The organism is Uniformispora flossi (genome assembly GCF_049534875.1).
Lineage (GTDB): Bacteria > Actinomycetota > Actinomycetes > Streptomycetales > Streptomycetaceae > Yinghuangia > Yinghuangia aomiensis.
The window spans coordinates 378,787-397,341 of record NZ_JBMULZ010000003.1 but is presented as its reverse complement, the minus strand read 5'-3'; the positions used below and the strand labels follow the sequence as shown (position 1 = coordinate 397,341).

Here is an 18,555-nt window from a genome sequence, read left to right as displayed (position 1 = left end):
ACAGTCGGAATCAGGCAAAATGCCCCGGCTCGCGGTGACACGTGTCGAGCCCGCTCACCCCGCCCGCGCAGGGGTCAGGAAACGATGTCCTTGCGCTCGAAGTGCCGGAAAGCCAGGGCGATGAAGACGCACGCATAGGCCACCGAGATCGCCGATCCCTTGACCATGCCCTCCCATTCCAGGTCGGCCTGCAGCGCGTCGACCCAGGCGAACTGCCAGTGTGTGGGGAGGACATCGCGCCATGATCCGAGCGCGGTCACCGCGTCGACGATGTTGGACACGACGACGAGCCCGACCGCGCCGCCGACCGCGCCGAGCGGCGCGTCGGTGACCGTGGACAGCCAGAACGCGACCGCGGCGACCACGAGTTGGGACACGATCCCGTAGACGACGACGATCAGCATGCGCTCCATCGCGTCGCCTGCCCCCAGCGTCCCGCCGATCGGGATCTCCAGGGGCCCCCACCCGAAGGCGATCGTCCCGGCGAGCAGCGCCATCGCGGGGAGCAGCACCAGTGCGAACGCGCTGTAGGCCAGCGAGACCGCGAGCTTGACCCGCAGCAGCCGGGCGCGCGGCACGGGCGCGGCGAGCAGGTAGCGCAGCGACGACCAGCTCGCCTCGCTCGCCACGGTGTCGCCGCAGAACAGCGCGACCGCCACGACCAGCAGGAACCCGGTCGACACGAACAGCGCGAAGGCCGTGAGGTTGAGCCCGCTGCGGGTGGCCACGTCGACGAGCGTCGGCACGTTGTCGCGCGACGGTGAGCCGCCCACCTTGAACGCGACGACCAGGATCCACGGCAGCGCCGCGAGCAGCCCCAGCATCACCAGCGTGCGTCGGCGGCGCAGTTGCCGCATTGCCTCGACCCGGAAGGGCAGGGTGTGCCGGGGCCGGTAGCCGTGTGCGCGGGAGGGCGCGGGTTCGTCCACGGGCTCGTTCGCAGGGACTGCGCCGTCCGGCGCCGGGTCGACGGCGGTCACTGCTGTTCTCCGATCAGTGTCAGGAACGCGTCCTCCAGCCGCCGTTTCGCGGCGACCCGGTCGACCGCGACGCCGGCGCCGACGAGTTCGGCGACCACCGCGGAGGGTTCGGCGCCCGCGAGGTGCACGAGCACGCCTTCGCCTTCGGGTTCGACCGAGGCGACGCCCTTCAGGCCCGCGAGCGCGGCCACCGCCCGCTCGGGTGCGGGTGTGCCGATCGCGAGTGTGTTGCCGTCGCCGGTGATGTCCTCGACCGGGCCCTGCGCGACCAGGCGGCCGCGGTGCATGACCACGACGTGTGTGCAGGTCTGTTCGACCTCGGCCAGCAGGTGGCTGGAAACCACCACGGTGCGGCCGTCCGACGCGTATCGGATCAGCACGTCGCGCATCGCGCGGATCTGCGGCGGGTCGAGCCCGTTGGTCGGCTCGTCGAGCACCAGCAGGTCCGGGAGCCCGAGCATGGCCTGCGCGATGGCGAGCCGTTGCCGCATGCCCTGCGAGTACGTGCGGACCGCGCGGTCCAGCGCCTCGCCGAGCCCGGCGATCTCCAGCGCTTCCTCGACGTGCGCGTCCGCTTCCGGTCGCCCGGTGGCGCGCCAGTACAGCCGCAGGTTGTCCCGTCCCGACAGGTGCGGCAGGAACCCCGGCCCTTCGACGAACGACCCGAGCCGGGACAGCACCGGCGCCCCGGGCGTGACGACGTGCCCGAAGATCCGGATCTCCCCCTCGTCGGGGTGGATGAGGCCCATGAGCATGCGCAGCGTCGTCGTCTTGCCCGCACCGTTGGGGCCCAGCAGGCCCAGGACTTCGCCGCGCGCCACCTCGAACGACAGGTCTTCGACGGCGAGTTTGCCGCCCTTGTAGCGCTTGGTCAGGCCGTGGATCCGCAGCGGCACGTCGCGCAGTCCGGCGATCGGCGCCCGCGCCTTGATCCGGCGGCGCCCGGTGGCCACGAGCACCGCGGCCGCCGCGGCGGCGATCAGCGGCAGGCCCCAGGTCCACCAGGGGTATCCGGCGGGCGGCGCCTTCAGTCCGGACACCGACGGCACAACGAGCGGGCCGGTGACGGCGACCTGGTAGACCGCGGGTTCGGCCGGGGTGGCAAAGCCGAGGTCGGTGGTGGTGAACACGAGCCGCAGCCGGTGCCCGGCGTCGATCTCCCGGTCGATCTCCGGCAGCCGGATCTCCACCTCGCGGCCGTCGCGGGCGCCCGACACCCGGACCGGTGCGGCGAGCTGGTAGGGCAGGACCGCCGAACCGCCCGAGTCGACGTCGTACAGCTTGGCGAACAGCACGATGTCGTCCGCCCCGGAGACCCGCACCTTCGCCGTCGTGCCGCCGGTGATGCGGAAGGTGCCGTTCTGCGTGGCGCTGTCGAACACCGCGGTCTGCCCGGGCATGTCGAGGGCGAGCTGTCCTACCGTGCCGCTGCCGCCGCCGAGTTGCCCCAGCGTGCCGAGCGCCCCCAGCCCGGGCAGCGTGGAGATCGACGGAGGGACGCCGCCGGGCGGGTTGACCACCGTCTGCGGCACCCCGAGCAGCGGGATCTCGCGCCGGGAGCTGCCGCCGCTGCCCGGGTAGCTCGGCCCGGACGCGATCTTCACGACCTGTTCGCGGGTGGAGGTGTCGACGCCGCCGAAGCGGGTGACCGAGAACGGCCCCGCGGCGACGGGCCGCGTGCCGCCGGCCCGGGTCGCGCGGGTCTGCGCCGCGCCCGCGTCCGACTTCACCCAGCGGTCGAGCCAGGACACCGTCTTGTCGGCCACCCACGCGTCCTGGGTGGGCCCGCCGTCGTGCCCGCCCGCGGTCCACGCCATCTCCACCGGGAAGCCGTTGGCGGTCACCGCCTTCGCGGTCGCGTCCGCCTCGGACAGCGGGAACAGCGAGTCGCTCTGCCCCTGGATCAGCAGCGTCGGCACCCGCAGCCGGTCGGCGACCAGCGCCGGGCTGGCCCGGCGCATCAGCTCGACGGCATGCGGGGTGGCCTTGCCGGTGCGGGCGACCTCTTCGTAGACCGCGCACACGTCGGGGGCGAAGCGGCCGCACAGCGCGGTGTCCGCGCTCGGCGCGGCACCCGCCCCGCCCGCGCCGGCGCCGCCCGGGACACCGCCTTCGGGAGTACCGCCCGGCAGGCCCCCGCCGGCACCGGCGGAGAAGAACACACCCGCCCACATCTTCTTGAACACGCCGTCGTTGCCGCCGGTGCCGCCCGCGTTGGGCAGCAGCGACGCGGCGAGGTCGTTCCAGGTCCACTGCGGGGCCACGGCGTCGACGCGCGGGTCGTAGGCGGCGAGCAGCAGCGCGAGCGCGCCGCCGTAGGACGCGCCCGCGGCGCCGACCCGCGGGTCTCCGGGCCCGTCGGACTTCACCTCGGGCCGTGCGGCGAGCCAGTCGACCAGGGCGCGGGCGTCGGCGACCTCGTAGTCCGGTTGGTCGAGCGCGATCGCCCCGCCGGACGCGCCGAAGCCGCGCGCCGACCAGGTCATGACGACGTAGCCGCGCCGGGCGTAGTCCTGCGCCTCGGCCCGCACCGACAGCTTGCTGCCGCCGAAACCGTGGCCGAGGAGCAGCGCGGGCGCGGGTGCGCCGGTGTCCGGCCAGTACACGGTGGTGTCGAGCGGGATCCGGTCGGCCGAGCCGGGTCCGGCGGCGACCTCGATGCGCTGCTCGGTGCTGCGGACGGGTGATGACCCGCCGCCTCCCGACGCCCCCGCGGCCAGCACCACGGCGAGCAGCGCCAGGGCGACCGCGGCGGCGGTCAGGGCCCGGCCGCGCCGGGTCGCGGGCATGCGGCGGCGCACCGCCGTCCTCCACGTCATGGCCCGACCCTACGGTGTGGCGCGCGGCGCCACGGGCGGGCATGCGACGGGCGGACCGGGCCGGACCGTCTTAGAGTCGATTCCACTTGTTTGGAGGTGAATCGTGCGCGTTGCCCTGTTCATCACCTGCTTCAACGACACGTTGTTCCCGGAGACCGGCAAATCGGTCGTCCGGGTGCTGCGCAGGTTGGGGCACGACGTGGAGTTCCCGTACGCGCAGACCTGCTGCGGGCAGATGCACTTCAACACCGGCTACCGGCACGAGACCCGGCCGCTGGCCGAGTCGTTCGCGAAGACGTTCGCGCCGTACGACGCGGTCGTCACCCCGTCGGGCTCGTGCGCGGCCATGGTCCGCGACTCCTATCCACCGCTCGCGGACAGCTCGCACTCGGCGGAATTCGCCCGGACGGTCGCCGCCATTGCGCCGCGCGTGTACGAATTCAGCGAATTCCTCGTCGACGTGCTGGGCGTCGAGGACGTCGGGGCGGTGTTCCCGCACACGGTCACCTACCACCCCACCTGCCATTCGGCCCGGACGCTCGGCGTCGGCGACAAGCCGCTGCGGCTGCTGCGCGCGGTCCGCGGGCTGCGGCTCGTGGAGCTGCCGCGCGCCGACGAGTGCTGCGGGTTCGGCGGCACGTTCGCCCTGAAGAACGCCGACACGTCGACGGCGATCGGCCTCGACAAGGCGGAGGCCGTCCTGGAGTCCGGCGCGCAGGTGCTGTGCGCGGGCGACAACTCGTGCCTCACCCATATCGGCGGGCTGCTGTCCCGGCAGCACGCGGGCGTGCGGGTGATGCACCTGGCCGACATCCTCGCCTCCGAAGGGCCGCATCCGGAGCTGGATCCGTACCCCTCGGGTGCCGTGCGGACGGCGGTGACGCCGTGACCGCCGTCCGCCCGGAACCCACTTTCGTGGGGATGCCCGCGTTCCCCGACATGGCCCGCAAGGAGCTGGCGAACCGGCAGCTGCGCGCCAACCTGCGGAACGCCACCCACACGATCCGCGCCAAGCGCGCCGCGGCCGTCCGCGAGGTGCCCGACTGGGAGAAGCTGCGCCACGCCGGGGCTGCCATCAAGGACGACGTCCTCGCGCATCTGCCCCGCTACCTGGAGCAGTTGGAGGCCAAGGTCACCGCGGCGGGCGGGACCGTGCACTGGGCTCGCGACGCCGCCGAGGCGAACGCGATCGTCGTCGACATCGTCCGCGGCCACGGCGCCGAGGAGGTCGTCAAGGTCAAGTCGATGGCGACCCAGGAGATCGGCCTCAACAACGCGCTCGCCGCGGCCGGCGTCCACGCGTGGGAGACCGACCTGGCCGAGTTGATCGTGCAGCTCGGGCACGACCTGCCGTCGCACATCCTGGTCCCGGCGATCCACCGGAACCGGTCGCAGATCCGCGACATCTTCGCGCGCGAGATGCGCCATGCCGGCACCCCGGCGCCCCCCGGGCTGACCGACGTGCCCGCGGACCTCGCCGAGGCGTCGCGCCGCCACCTGCGGGAGAAGTTCCTGCGGACCAGGGTCGCGATCAGCGGCGGCAACTTCGCCGTCGCGGAGACCGGGACGGTGTGCGTCGTCGAGTCCGAAGGCAACGGCCGCATGTGCCTGACGCTGCCCGACGTGCTGATCACCGTGCTGGGGATCGAGAAGCTGCTGCCGACGTGGCGGGACATGGAGGTGTTCCTCCAGTTGCTGCCGCGGTCGTCCACCGGCGAGCGGATGAACCCCTACACGTCGATGTGGACGGGCGTCACCGAAGGCGACGGGCCGCGCACCTTCCATCTGGTGCTGCTCGACAACGGCCGCACCGACGTCCTCGCCGACGAGCTGGGGCGGCAGGCGCTGCGCTGCATCCGCTGCTCGGCCTGCCTGAACGTGTGCCCGGTCTACGAGCGCGTCGGCGGCCACGCCTACGGCTCCGTCTACCCGGGCCCGATCGGCGCGATCCTCACGCCGCAGCTGCGCGGCATCAACCAGCACGAGGTGGACGAGCAGACCGCGTCGCTGCCGTACGCGTCGTCCCTGTGCGGCGCGTGCTTCGAAGCGTGCCCGGTCCGCATCGACATCCCGGCGATCCTCACCCGCCAGCGCGCCCAGCTGGTCGACCTCAAGCGCGGGCCGTCGCATCCCGCCGAGAAGGCCGCGATGGCGGCTGCGGGGTGGACGTTCGGCGAACCGTGGCGGCTCGGACTCGCCCAGCACGCCGCGTCGTTCACCCGGCACTTCATCGGCCGCAAGGGCCGCATCAGACGGATCCCGCACCTGCTGGCCGGCCCGGTGGCGGGCTGGACGGACAGCCGCGACGCTCCGGCGCCGCCGCCGGAGTCCTTCCGCTCCTGGTACAAGCGCACCGCGGGCGGACACGACGAAGAACCCGAAGGATTCGCACCGGCCGACCCGGCGAACGGGGACGAGCGATGACCGCGCCCACCACCCCGCCCCCGAACCCCGGACTGCCGTCCGAGGCCAAGTCCGAGATCCTCACCCGCATCCGCGGCGCGCTGGCGCAGCATCCGCCGGAGCGCGTCGAGGTGGACCGCACGTACCGCCGCGAACGGCAGGAAGGCACCGATGTCGTCGGGGTGTTCGCCGACCGTCTCGCGGACTATGACGCGACTGTGCGGTACATCAGGACCGGCGACATGATCGCCGCGGCCGACGACCTGCTGGCGCTCGCCGGCATCCGCCGGATCGCGGTGCCCAACCTCGACAGGCGGCTGTCCTGGCTGGCGGCCACCGGCGTCGAGCTGGTCGTCGACGATCCGCCGCTGTCCGACACGCAGTTGGAGGACATCGGCGCGGTCGCCACCGGCTGTGCGCTGGCCATCGCGGAGACCGGCACCATCGTGCTGGACACCGGGCCCGACCAGGGCCGCCGCGCGCTCACGCTGCTGCCGGACTACCACCTGTGCGTCGTACGTGCGGACCAGGTCGTCGGCACCGTGCCCGAGGCCGTCGCCCGGCTCGACCCGACGCGGCCGCAGACGTGGATCAGCGGCCCGTCGGCGACCGTCGACATCGAGATGGTCCGCGTCGCGGGCGTGCACGGTCCGCGCACCCTGCACGTCCTCGTCCTGGGGTGACCGCCGTCGCGCCCGGCCGGGGAACACCCGGCCGGGCGCGAGGGTTCCCCGTACACCAGCACCGCACCACGGAGGCACGGCGATGAGCGACGAGGGGGCCCGGGACACGGGCGCGTACCGCATCGAACACGACTCGATGGGCGAGGTCCGGGTGCCCGCGGCGGCGAAGTGGCGGGCGCAGACGCAGCGCGCGGTGGAGAACTTCCCGATCTCCGGCGGCACCCTCGAACACGCGCACATCGCGGCGCTCGCGCAGATCAAGGCGGCGGCCGCCAAGGTCAACGCCGAACTCGGGGTGCTGGACGCGGACGTGGCCGAGGCGATCCGGCTTGCCGCGGGCGAGGTCGCGGAGGGGCACTGGGACGCCGAGTTCCCCGTCGACGTGTTCCAGACCGGCTCGGGCACGTCGTCCAACATGAACATGAACGAGGTGCTGGCCACGCTCGCCTCCGAGCGCCTCGGCCGGGACGTGCACCCGAACGACCACGTCAACGCGTCGCAGTCGTCGAACGACACCTTCCCGTCGTCGATCCACGTCGCCGCGGCCGAGGCCGTGACCCGCAACCTCGTCCCCGCGCTCGACCACCTGGCGCTGTCGCTGGGCCGCAAGGCCGACGAGTACTCCGAGGTCGTCAAGGCCGGCCGCACCCACCTGATGGATGCGACGCCGGTCACCCTCGGCCAGGAGTTCGGCGGCTACGCGGCCCAGGTCCGGTACGGCATCGAACGCCTCCGGGCGTCGCTCCCCCGCGTCGCCGAACTCCCGCTCGGCGGCACCGCCGTCGGCACCGGCATCAACACCCCGCCGGGATTCTCCGCCCGCGTCATCGAGGAACTCGCCGCCGCCACCGGGCTGCCGTTCACCGAGGCCCGCGACCACTTCGAGGCGCAGGGCGCGCGCGACGGCCTCGTCGAACTGTCCGGCCAGCTGCGCACCATCGCCGTCGGCCTCAACAAGGTCGCCAACGACATCCGCTGGATGGGTTCCGGCCCGCGCACCGGCCTCGGCGAAATCCACCTGCCCGACCTGCAGCCCGGCAGCTCGATCATGCCGGGCAAGGTCAACCCGGTGATCCCCGAGGCGGTCGGCCAGGTCGTCGCCCAGGTGATCGGCAACGACGCGGCGGTGGCGTTCGGCGGCGCGGCCGGCAATTTCGAACTCAACGTCATGCTGCCGGTGATCGCCCGCAACCTGCTCGAATCGATCCGGCTGCTGGCCGCGGTCGCGCGTATCCTGGCCGACCGCACGATCGACGGCATCACCGCGAACGCCGAGCGCCTGCGCGAGTACGCGGAAAGCTCCCCGTCGATCGTCACCCCGCTCAACCGCTACCTCGGCTACGAGGAAGCCGCCCGGATCGCGAAGCAGTCCCTCGCCGAGCGCAAGACCATCCGCCAGGTGGTGATCGAACGCGGCCACGTCGCCGCCGGGCGCCTCACCGAAACCCAGCTCGACGAGGCCCTCGACGTGCTGCGCATGACCCGCCCTTAGCCGAACAGTTGGCAATGCGCCGCCATCCGTCCGTCCCGCCGCATACCATCCCGGCATGACGGCGGACGGCGCACAGCGCACTCGGCCGGAGGCTTGGGCCCCCGGCGACCACATCCTGTGGCGGTACCTGCGGAACGGCGAAGTACTCGACTGCCGACCGGTGACGGTCGTGCGCGACGACCCGGACCAACTCGCCGTCTGGCTCGCGGGCGGCACCCGGCGGATCAAGCCGGTCCTCCCGGACGGCGGCGACATCCGCGCGCTGCCGATCGACCGCCGTTTCCGCGCGGGCCGGATCCCGGCGGTCGCCGAGTGGTCCGGCACCGGCGTCCTGATGCTCGCGCGGCCGGACGAGCCGTGGTCGGTCTGGCTGTTCTGGAGCCCGGAGTGGCGCCTCAACGGCTGGTACGTCAACCTCGAACGCCCCCGCGTCCGCTGGTCCGGCGGCGTCGACACCGAGGACCACACCCTCGACATCTGGGTCACCCCCGAGCGCCGCTGGCACTTCAAGGACGAGGACGAACTCGCCGCGTCCCGCGACGCGGGCCGCTACACCGACGCCGATGTCGCCGCCATCTACGCCGACGGCCACCGCGCCGTCGACGTGATCAAAGCGTGGGGCCCGCCCTTCGACGGCCCGTGGCCGGACTTCCGCCCCGACCCCGCCTGGCCGCTCCCCGAACTGCCCGCGAACTGGGCCGACGTCCCCGCCGCCGCGCCGACGGAAGCGGTGTAGGTCGAGTCGTCGGCTTGTGGTCCCCGCGACGGAGGCGTGCAGACTAGGCGCATGCATGACGAGGTGGACATATCTGCGTTGCGTCGGCGGCGGACGGTGAAGTGGCGGTCCGTCGAGGGGGACGTGCTCGCCGCCTGGGTCGCCGAAATGGACTTCGCGGTGGCGGAGCCGGTCCGGGAGGCGGTCACCGACGCGGTCGCGCGGCAGGACTTCGGGTATCCGGACGAGGACGCCCGGACCGGGCTGCCCGACGCGTTCGCGGCGTACGCGGCGCGGACGTGGGGGTGGCATGTCGACCCGTCGCGCGTCGGCCTGGTGCCGGACGTGGTCCGCGGGATCGAGCTCGCCCTGGAGGCGTTCTCGCCGCACGGGACCGGCGTGGTCGTGCCGGTGCCGGCATATCCGCCGTTCTTCGACGTCGTCGCGCGGTCCGGCCGGGAAGCCGTCCCGGTGCCCCTGACCACCGCGGACGTGCCGAGCGACCGGCCGATCCTGGACATCGACGCGATCTCGCGCGCTCTCGGCGCGGGCGCCCGCACCGTGCTGCTGTGCAACCCGTACAACCCCGTCGGCCGCGTCTTCACCCGTCCCGAGCTGCTCGAACTCGCCGGGGTCGTGGACTTCCACGGCGCCCGGGTGATCGCCGACGAGATCCACGCCCCGCTGGCGATGCCCGGCGAGACGCACACCCCGTACGCGTCGATCCACCCCTCCGCCGCCGCCCACAGCGTCACCGTGACGTCCGCTTCGAAAGCCTGGAACCTCGCCGGGCTCAAGTGCGCCCAGGTCGTGCTGGGCGACGCCGGGACCGCCGCGACGTGGTGGTCGATCCCGGACTTCGCCCGCAACGGCGCCACCACGTTCGGCATCGCCGCACAGATAGCCGCCTACGACCACGGCGGCCCGTGGCTCGCCGACACCGTCGCCTACCTGGACGGCAACCGGCGCGCATTCGACGAGGCCGTGGCCCGGCACATGCCGGAACTCGGGCACCGCGCCCCGGAGGGCACCTACCTGGCGTGGCTCGACTGCCGGGCGCTCGGCTTGGCCGACCCCGCGGCGTTCTTCCTGGAGAAGGCCCGCGTGGCGCTGGCCGACGGGCGCCGGTTCGGTACGGCCGGCGACGGCTTCGTCCGCCTCAACCTGGCCACCTCGCGGCCGATCCTCGGCGAGATCACCGCACGGATGGCCGCCGCCGTGGAGAGTGTCCGCCGCTGACTCAGGCCGGCTCGGCCACCCGCACCGGCAGCCCCGCCACCGCGTTCCGCAGCGACGCCGCCAACTGGCCGAATTCCGCCGCCCGCCCGGTGCTCGCCCGCATCACCAGTCCGATGCGCCGGTAGGGAGCGGGCGCCGAGAACCGGGCCACCTCCAGCTGCGACCCGGGCCGGGTCTCCACATTGATCGCGGTCTCCGGCAGCAGCGTCACCCCGAGGCCGCCCGCGACGAGCTGCACGAGGGTCGGCAGCGACGCCGCCCGCGTCGCGCCCGCCTCGCCCGCGCCCACCTCGCGGCACACGTCCAGCGCCTGGTCGCGCAGGCAGTGCCCCTCGTCGAGCAGCAGCACGTCGAGGTTCCGCAACGTCTCGCGCGGCACGTCGCTCCGCCCGCCGAGCGCCGATCCCTCCGGCACCACGAGCGTGAAATCCTCGTCGTACAGCGGGATTTCGTCGACGCCCGGGACACCCGCCGGGAGCGCCAGGACGAGCAGGTCGAGCCGCCCCGTCGCCAGGCCGTCGAGCAGCGAGTGGGTCTGCTCCTCGTGCACGTACAGGTCGAGTTCGCGGTACTCCTTGCGCACCAGCCGCAGCAGCGAGGGCAGTACGTACGGCGCCACCGTCGGGATCACGCCCAGGTGCAGGGGACCGGTGAAGGGCCGCCGAGCCGCCTCCGCCTCGCCGACCAGATCCTCCAGGGCGGCGAGCACTCTCCGTGCATGCCGGGCGACCCGCTCTCCGGCCGGCGTCAAGAGGACACGCCGCGTGGTACGTTCCACGAGCTGAGTCCCCAGCGCCTCCTCAAGTGCCGCCACCGCACTCGACAAAGCGGGCTGGCTGGTCCCGACGACGGCCGCCGCATCGCGGAAATGCAGCGTGTCGGCCACCGCCGAGAACGCTCTGAGCTGGGCAATCGTCGGCATCCGGGTACTGATAACTACTCCCTATCAAATGATCAGGATCACTCTATTTCTCTGATCAATGAAAACATGGCACGGTGTGCTGCGTACGTCCGAGTACGTCCGAACGGCGCACGAACCCAGTGTGCCGGGCACCATCGCGGAGGAGACCCAGTGCTTACTGTCGGTAACCAGTTCCCCGAGTACGACCTGACGGCGGTCGTGTCCCTCGACGCGGACAAGGCGTTCGAGCAGATCTCCAACAAGTCGCACGACGGCAAGTGGCGCGTCGTCTTCTTCTGGCCGAAGGACTTCACCTTCATCTGTCCGACGGAGATCGCCGCGTTCGGCCGCCTCAACGAGGACTTCGCCGACCGCGACGCGCAGATCCTCGGCGTCTCCGTCGACTCCGAGTTCGTGCACTACGCCTGGCGCAAGGACCACCCGGACCTGAACGACCTCCCGTTCCCGATGCTGTCCGACCTCAAGCGCGAGCTGGCCGAGGCCTGCGGCGTGCTGAACGCGGACGGCGTCGCCGACCGCGCGGTCTTCATCGTCGACCCGAACAACGAGATCCAGTTCGTGATGGTCACCGCGGGCTCCGTCGGCCGGAACCCGGAGGAGGTCCTGCGGGTCCTCGACGCGCTGCAGACCGACGAGCTGTGCCCCTGCAACTGGCAGAAGGGCTCGGAGACGCTGGACGCCGCCGCGCTGATGGCGGGCTGACATGGGTCTCGACGTCCTCAAGGCCGAGCTGCCGGAGTACGCCAAGGACCTGAAGCTCAACCTGGGCTCCGTCGTCGGCAACTCCAAGCTCCCCGAGCAGACGCTCTGGGGCACCGTGCTGGCCTGCGCGATCGCCTCGCGCAGCCCGAAGGTGCTCCGCGAGCTGGAGCCCGAGGCCAAGACGCACCTGTCGCCCGAGGCGTTCGACGCGGCCAAGGCCGCGGCGGCGATCATGGCGATGAACAACGTCTACTACCGGGCCATGCACCTCATCGGCGACCCGGAGTACGGCAACCTGCGGGCCGGGCTGCGCATGAACATCATGGCCAACCCGGGCGCCCCGAAGGCCGACTTCGAACTGTGGTCGCTCGCGGTCTCCGCGATCAACGGCTGCGGCCGCTGCCTGGAGTCGCACGAGCAGGTCCTCCGCAAGGAAGGCCTGCCGCGCGAGACGGTCCAGGAGGCGATCAAGATCGCCGCGGTGATCAACGCGGTCGGCGCGACGCTGGAGGCGGAAGCCGTCATCGGCTGACGCACCCGCACACACCGCACGGGCGGTACGGAGGACTCCTCCGTACCGCCCGTGCGCGTTTCCGATACATCTGCAGGCCCTCGCAGGCCCCCCGCCGACCCCGGAAGACCCGGCGCCGTCGGCGGCCCCGCTCCGGTGGGCCCGCTCAGCGCCGCGCGCCGACCCCCGCCAGCACGATCTCCTGGTACAGCCCCGGCACGTCCGGCACGCCCATCGCCTGGTACACCCCGCTGCCCGCGGAGATCGCCGTGCGGATCACCCGGTGCGCGAAGTCCGGGTCCACCTCGGCCCGGAACACCCCGGCCCGGATGCCGTCTTCCACCGCCCCGTGCCACGTCCGCGACACATGCCCGAACAGCGCGTCGAGCTCGCGGCGCGGCAACTCCTGCATCGCCGACTCGTTGAGCTGTATCACCGAAGCGACGCCGTGCTCGGCCAGCATCCGCACGGTCCGCACGATGAACGCGCCGACCTGCTCGACCGGCCCGGCCGCGTCCGCGGCGTCCTTCGCGAAGCCGGTGCGGAGTTCGTCGAGGAACTCGGCCAGCATCTCCGAGATCAGCCGCTCCTTGCTGCCGATGTGGTGGGCGAGGCTGCCCACCGGGACACCGGCCGCTTCCGCGATCTGCCGCGTCGTGGTCCGCGCGAAGCCCTGCTGGGCGAACAGCCCGCTCGCCGCGATCATGATGCGCGTGCGCGCGTCGGAACCCTCGAAGACGATCCGCGCGGGCACGGGCACCAGCAGCGCAGGATCGATGCCGCCGCCCGGGCACGACGGCCGCGCCGCGGCCAGCACCGCGCCGAGGTCGCGCGACTGGTAGGCACCCGGCACCGCGATGCCGCGCACGAACCCGTCCACGATCCGGTCCGCGGCCTCGTCGGGGTCGAACACCCGGCCGGAGCGGAGCCATTGCGCCATCGACCAGGCGGTGCTCTGCAGCAGGTGCGCGACCACCTCGGGCGGCAGGTCCGGCCGGAAGACGCCCTTCTCCCACCCGTCGCGGGCGGCCTCCACCCACAGCCCGGAGGCTTCGGCCGTGCGTTCGGCCAACCAGAAAAAACGTTCCGTCCTCGCCAGACGCCGGCCCTCGCCCACGCTCACGATCGTGCCGTCCGGATTTGCCTGGATCAGCGCGAGCGTTCCTCGAACAAGATTACGGAGCGCAACAACCGGGTCGGTTGTCGTCCGCACCGCCGCGCGATAGCGGCGCAGGGCGTCGGCAATGACGTCCTCCATGATGTCCAGCAGCATCGCTTCCTTGGAAGGGAAGTGGTGATAAAGGCTTCCGGACAACAGTTCGGCCGCGTCGGCGATCTGACGCACGGTCGTCGCGCCGTAACCCTGCCGGGCGAAAAGTGCCCCGGCGTGCCGCAGGATTTGGGAACGGCGGTCCGAGGGCCGAACACGCGCGCCCCGTGGGTTTTCCCCCGTCTCGCTGTTCACGCTACTAAGCGTAATTGTCCGCGGGGCTCGCGGCAGTGGTGTGGACCTGCGAATTCCGTCACCCGGGCGAACCGGGGCTTGTCGGTACCGCCGACGGGCCGTACCGTGAGCGGGGATATCCTTGACCAAGTCATAGAATCGCATCGTGGAAGCCTGTCGGCGCGCACCACCCGATCCGGCGATCCGGGGGCCGGCAGCCCGGACGAGCAAAGGAGCCACTCCGTGGGCAACCCCGTCATCGTCGAGGTGGTACGCACCCCCATCGGCAAGCGCAACGGCCACCTCGCCGGGCTGCACCCGCTGCAACTGCTGAGCAAGGCCCAGCGCGCCGTCGTCGAGCGCTCCGGCATCGACCCCGAGCTGGTCGACCAGGTGATCGGCGGCTGCGTGACCCAGTCCGGCGAGCAGTCGGGCGACATCGTCCGGCACGCCTGGCTCTACGGCGGCCTGCCGCACCGCACCGGCGGCACCACCATCGACTGCCAGTGCGGTTCCGCCCAGCAGTCGGTGCACCTGATCGCGGGCCTCATCGCGACCGGCGCCATCGACGCCGGCGTCGCGTGCGGCATCGAGTCGATGAGCCGCAACCCGCTCGGCCACGGCGCCCGCCCGGGGCAGAGTTCCAAGCCGTCCGACTGGGACATCGACCTGCCGGACCAGTTCACCTCCGCCGAGCGCATCGCGAAGAACCGCGGCATCACCCGCGCCGACGTCGACGAACTGGGCTTCCGCTCGCAGGCCAACGCCAAGCGCGCGTGGGAGGAAGGCCGCTTCGCGTCGCAGGTCGTGCCGGTCGAGGCGCCGATCCTGGACGCCGAGGGCAAGCCCACCGGCGAGACCCGCACCGTCTCCGTCGACCAAGGACTGCGCGACACCACCCGCGAAGCCCTCGCGAACCTCAAGCCGGTCGTCCCGGACGGCATCCACACCGCCGGCAACTCGTCGCAGATCTCCGACGGCGCCGCCGCGATCCTGCTCATGGACGAGGACAAGGCCCGCGCGCTCGGCCTGCGCCCGCGCGCCCGGATCATCGCCCAGTGCCTCGTCGGCGCCGACCCGTACTACCACCTGGACGGCCCGAACGACGCCACCGAGCGCCTGCTCAAGCAGTCCGGCATGAAGCTGTCGGACATCGACCTCTACGAGGTCAACGAGGCCTTCGCCTCCGTCGTGCTGTCCTGGGCCAAGGTGCAGGGCGCGGACATGGACAAGCTCAACGTCAACGGCGGCGCGATCGCGCTCGGCCACCCGGTCGGCTCGACCGGCGCGCGCCTGCTCACCACCGCGCTGTCCGAGCTGGAGCGCACCGGCGGCAGCACCGCGCTGGTCACCATGTGCGCGGGCGGCGCCAACGCCTCGGGCACGATCATCGAGCGCATCTGACCCGGACGCTCTCCCCGGACCCGGCCGCCCGTCAGGGCGCGCCGGGTCCGGCGCGTTCGCCGGGCATTCGCTCAGTTGTCCGGTTTACTCCCCACCGCGCCGGGTAGCTACCTCTTCGTACGCCTCGGGCTTCCTTCCCCCGCGGCGCACACGCCTCACCCGGCCCGGGCGGTGCGCTGGTCACCACCCCCGGTCCACGGCGAAGCACCCCGGCAGACGACCGGAACCGGCACCCCGAGAAGCGCCCCGACCGGTACGCGCCGAAAACCGCAGACAACGCGTCTACGCGACGAGCCCCGCCCGGATCCCTCAGGGGGACCGGACGGGGCTCGTCGTGCGCCCAGACGGGCAGCCAGGCCCGTTCTCACGGCCGCCGGACGGCGCCGCCCCGATGCGGGGCGCGCCGGGTCCGACTCAGTACCAGTTGTGCGACTGCCAGAACGACCAAGCGCCACACGGGCTGCCGTACCGGCTGTTCATGTAGCTCAGGCCCCACTTGATCTGCGTCTCGGGGTTGGTGCGCCAGTCCGAGCCGGCCGAGGCCATCTTCGAACCCGGCAGCGCCTGGACCAGACCGTAGGCGCCCGAAGACGGGTTGGTCGCCTTGTAGTTCCAACCGCTCTCGCGCTCCACGATGTTGCTGAAGCACTGGAACTGCGAGGCGCTCATCATGCTGCGCGCGATGGCCTTGGGGTCGCCCGTCGCGGCGCTGCCCACCGGCGTACGCGTGTCGGAGCGGCTCGCGCGGTCGGCGGCGGCCTTGTCCGCGGCAGCCTTGTCGGCAGCCGCTTTGTCCGCCGCGGCCTTGTCGGCGGCCGCCTTGTCCGCGGCGGCCTTGTCGGCCGCGGCCTTCTGCTCGGCCTGGATGCGCGCGGCCTCTTCGGCCGCGGCCCGCTGGGCCTCGTCATAGGCGGCGGTCTGCGCGTCCGCCTGCGTCAGAACACCGGAGCTGACCTGCTGCACCTGGGCGGTGCCCGGCACGTCGAGGAGCTTCGTGGTGGTGCTCGCGGTGTCGACCGTCTGGGCGTTGGAGGTCCCCGCGCCGGTACCCGTGATACCGACGACGGCGCCGACCGCCGTCACGGCCGTGGCAGAGGCCACGGCTATCCCCCGGACCGAAACCCGGCTCACACAAATTCCTTCCGCAGTCGTCCGTCGCCTGACGGCGGCAGACGTGCCTCACCCCTTGGTCGCGGGCCTCCCCTTCGTGCTGGTCACGGGAGGCTCTGGCCCGGCTCGCCCCGAAAGGGCGGGCACTGCGTTCGGGCGGCGTACGGCGTCGAGCTGTTCAGTTTGCGTGGAGCTACGGCGAGTTCTCGCCGGTGTATGCACCCGACAACGGGGCACACCAAGCCGTACGCGGGGTCCTACAAGTCATCGAGCGTGCCGCAGGACAACCCGCCAAGGCAATTTCCGCACGCGTGTCGAACGTCACAGCAGCGTAAAGACGGGCAACAATACGGTTCTTCCACGCGGCAGTTGTGACCGGGATTACGCTCGAACCTTTTCCCCGGCAACGTCCGGCCGGCACCCGGGTACGGCCCAGGAAGAACGCCCAGGGAGAACGCCGACAGGCCGGAAGGCCCGCCGGCGGCGGGCCTTCCGGTCGTACGACACAGGGGTGTTCGGCCCCTTATCCGGGCAAATCCTCCAGCATCTCGGTCACCAGCGCGGCAATCGGCGAACGCTCCGACCGGGTCAGCGTGATGTGCGCGAACAGCGGATGCCCCTTGAGCTTCTCCACCACCGCGACCACGCCGTCGTGCCGCCCCACCCGCAGGTTGTCGCGCTGGGCGACGTCATGGGTGAGCACCACGCGGGAGTTGCTGCCGATCCGCGACAGCACGGTCAGCAGCACGTTGCGCTCCAGGGACTGCGCCTCGTCGACGATGACGAACGCGTCGTGCAGCGAACGGCCGCGGATGTGGGTGAGCGGCAGCACTTCCAACATGCCCCGCCCGACGACCTCTTCGATGACGTCCGCGGTGGTGACCGCGGACAGCGTGTCGAAGACCGCCTGCGCCCACGGGCTCATCTTCTCGTTCTCGGTACCGGGCAGGTACCCCAACTCCTGGCCGCCGACCGCGTACAGCGGGCGGAACACCATCACCTTGCGGTGCTGGCGGCGTTCCAGGACGGCTTCCAGGCCCGCGCACATCGCCAGCGCGGACTTGCCGGTGCCCGCCCGGCCGCCCAGCGACACGATGCCGACCTCGGGGTCGAGCAACAGGTCCAGCGCAATGCGCTGTTCGGCGCTGCGGCCGTGCAGGCCGAACACCTCGCGGTCGCCGCGCACCAGCCGGACGCGCTTGTCCGGCGTCACCCGGGCGAGGGCCTTGCCGCGCTCGCTCACCAGCACGAGGCCGGTGTGGCACGGCAGCTCGGCCGCCTCGTCGAGGGTGATTTTGTCGCATTCGAACAGATCGTCCACATCCGACGCGGCGACCTGGAGTTCCGCCATGCCGTTCCAGCCGGACGTGTTGACGAGTTCGGCGCGGTACTCCTCGGCGTTCAAACCCACCGCGGACGCTTTCACCCGCATGGGGACGTCCTTGGACACGAGCGTCACGTCGTGCCCCTCGGCCTGGAGGTGCCGCGACACCGCCAGGATGCGCGAGTCGTTGTCGCCGAGCCGGAAGCCCGGAGGGAGGACCGTCGCGTCGATGTGATTCAACTCCACCCGGAGGGTGCCGCCGACCTCCCCGATGGGCATCGGGCAGTCCAGACGGCCGTAACGGGTGCGCAGTTCGTCAAGGCTGCGCAGCGCGTGCCGGGCGAAGTAACCGAGTTCGGGGTGGTGCCGTTTGGCTTCCAACTCGGTGATCACGATGACGGGCAGGACCACTTCGTGCTCGTCGAACCGCAAGAATGCGGCGGGGTCCGCAAGCAGCACGCTCGTGTCAAGGACGTACGTGCGGCGCTGCGGAGCACGGCGTTGGTTCGTGGCCACGGGATGCCTCGCCCCCTTTCAGGGCGCGCGCACCGGCGCCCTGATCGCTCGGAGTCCAGGACCCGGCCCGAGGGCCGGGTGCCTGGCCCTCCTGTCGCCGTGGAACGCGGCGCAGTATCCGCACGGAAGGGCCTCCCTGGCAGATGACGGGGTGTCACCTGCGTTGCAATACCCGGCGGATGACCGCCGGGTCTGGCGGAGTTATTCCCTACCGGATGCGTCGCAACACAATCCGCGCGATCATTTGCCGGGTGTTCACATGCAGGTCCGACGGGGTATCAGCACCGAATT

The 18,555-nt window shown here is 71.9% G+C and carries 15 protein-coding genes; 9 read left to right on the top strand and 6 right to left on the bottom strand.

Features of this window, described 5'->3' with window-relative positions; all coding sequences use genetic code 11:
* Positions 1-74 precede the first annotated feature (74 nt).
* A complete protein-coding gene (locus ACPA54_RS08960) occupies positions 75-857 on the bottom strand; it encodes an ABC transporter permease (RefSeq protein ID WP_423528307.1) in 783 nt (260 codons plus the stop codon).
* A 119-nt stretch (positions 858-976) separates the two neighbouring features.
* Complete coding sequence (locus tag ACPA54_RS08955; protein WP_423528135.1) at positions 977-3,799, bottom strand: alpha/beta fold hydrolase; 2,823 nt, start codon at positions 3,797-3,799, stop codon at positions 977-979.
* Positions 3,800-3,902: 103 nt separating this feature from the next.
* Between ACPA54_RS08955 and ACPA54_RS08950 the strand changes: the two genes are divergently transcribed.
* The 6 genes from ACPA54_RS08950 (at position 3,903) to ACPA54_RS08925 (ending at position 10,331) form a co-directional block, all read left to right on the top strand.
* Positions 3,903-4,688: a (Fe-S)-binding protein gene (locus ACPA54_RS08950; protein WP_423528134.1), complete on the top strand. Its 786-nt coding sequence runs from the start codon at positions 3,903-3,905 to the stop codon at positions 4,686-4,688.
* Positions 4,689-4,720: 32 nt separating this feature from the next.
* A complete protein-coding gene (locus ACPA54_RS08945; RefSeq protein WP_423528133.1) occupies positions 4,721-6,223 on the top strand; it encodes a LutB/LldF family L-lactate oxidation iron-sulfur protein in 1,503 nt (500 codons plus the stop codon).
* Positions 6,220-6,885: a LutC/YkgG family protein gene (locus ACPA54_RS08940; protein ID WP_423528132.1), complete on the top strand. Its 666-nt coding sequence runs from the start codon at positions 6,220-6,222 to the stop codon at positions 6,883-6,885. The genes ACPA54_RS08945 and ACPA54_RS08940 overlap by 4 nt, the downstream gene beginning before the upstream one ends.
* 82 nt (positions 6,886-6,967) lie before the next feature.
* Positions 6,968-8,377 (top strand): class II fumarate hydratase, encoded by a 1,410-nt coding sequence (locus tag ACPA54_RS08935; protein ID WP_423528131.1) that lies wholly within the window; start codon positions 6,968-6,970, stop codon positions 8,375-8,377.
* A 55-nt stretch (positions 8,378-8,432) separates the two neighbouring features.
* On the top strand, positions 8,433-9,113 hold the full coding sequence (locus ACPA54_RS08930; RefSeq protein WP_423528130.1) for a ribonuclease FAU-1 family protein: 681 nt from the start codon (positions 8,433-8,435) through the stop codon (positions 9,111-9,113).
* Between the two features lie 51 nt (positions 9,114-9,164).
* On the top strand, positions 9,165-10,331 hold the full coding sequence (locus ACPA54_RS08925; protein ID WP_423528129.1) for a MalY/PatB family protein: 1,167 nt from the start codon (positions 9,165-9,167) through the stop codon (positions 10,329-10,331).
* Between the two features lies 1 nt (position 10,332).
* Here ACPA54_RS08925 and ACPA54_RS08920 read toward each other — a convergent pair whose 3' ends face one another.
* Positions 10,333-11,253, bottom strand: coding sequence for a hydrogen peroxide-inducible genes activator (locus ACPA54_RS08920; protein WP_423528128.1), 921 nt, complete (start codon positions 11,251-11,253; stop codon positions 10,333-10,335).
* Positions 11,254-11,403: 150 nt separating this feature from the next.
* Between ACPA54_RS08920 and ACPA54_RS08915 the strand changes: the two genes are divergently transcribed.
* Positions 11,404-11,955 (top strand): peroxiredoxin, encoded by a 552-nt coding sequence (locus tag ACPA54_RS08915; RefSeq protein ID WP_423528127.1) that lies wholly within the window; start codon positions 11,404-11,406, stop codon positions 11,953-11,955.
* Between the two features lies 1 nt (position 11,956).
* Positions 11,957-12,487 (top strand): alkyl hydroperoxide reductase, encoded by a 531-nt coding sequence (locus tag ACPA54_RS08910; RefSeq protein ID WP_345675872.1) that lies wholly within the window; start codon positions 11,957-11,959, stop codon positions 12,485-12,487.
* 145 nt (positions 12,488-12,632) lie between these two features.
* Here ACPA54_RS08910 and ACPA54_RS08905 read toward each other — a convergent pair whose 3' ends face one another.
* The gene (locus ACPA54_RS08905; protein WP_423528126.1) at positions 12,633-14,075 is read right to left on the bottom strand and encodes a TetR/AcrR family transcriptional regulator; all 1,443 of its coding nucleotides are present in this window, start codon (positions 14,073-14,075) and stop codon (positions 12,633-12,635) included.
* A 78-nt stretch (positions 14,076-14,153) separates the two neighbouring features.
* On the opposite strand from ACPA54_RS08905, the gene ACPA54_RS08900 reads away from it, so the two are divergent.
* Entirely contained in the window at positions 14,154-15,314 is a 1,161-nt protein-coding gene (locus ACPA54_RS08900; RefSeq protein WP_423528125.1) for a steroid 3-ketoacyl-CoA thiolase, read from the top strand.
* 414 nt (positions 15,315-15,728) lie between these two features.
* On the opposite strand, the gene ACPA54_RS08895 is transcribed toward ACPA54_RS08900, so the two are convergent.
* Positions 15,729-16,445 (bottom strand): aggregation-promoting factor C-terminal-like domain-containing protein, encoded by a 717-nt coding sequence (locus ACPA54_RS08895; RefSeq protein ID WP_479729422.1) that lies wholly within the window; start codon positions 16,443-16,445, stop codon positions 15,729-15,731.
* A gap of 502 nt (positions 16,446-16,947) precedes the next feature.
* The gene (locus tag ACPA54_RS08890) at positions 16,948-18,264 is read right to left on the bottom strand and encodes an RNA 5'-3' helicase PhoH2 (protein ID WP_423528123.1); all 1,317 of its coding nucleotides are present in this window, start codon (positions 18,262-18,264) and stop codon (positions 16,948-16,950) included.
* Between the last annotated feature and the right edge of the window lie 291 nt (positions 18,265-18,555).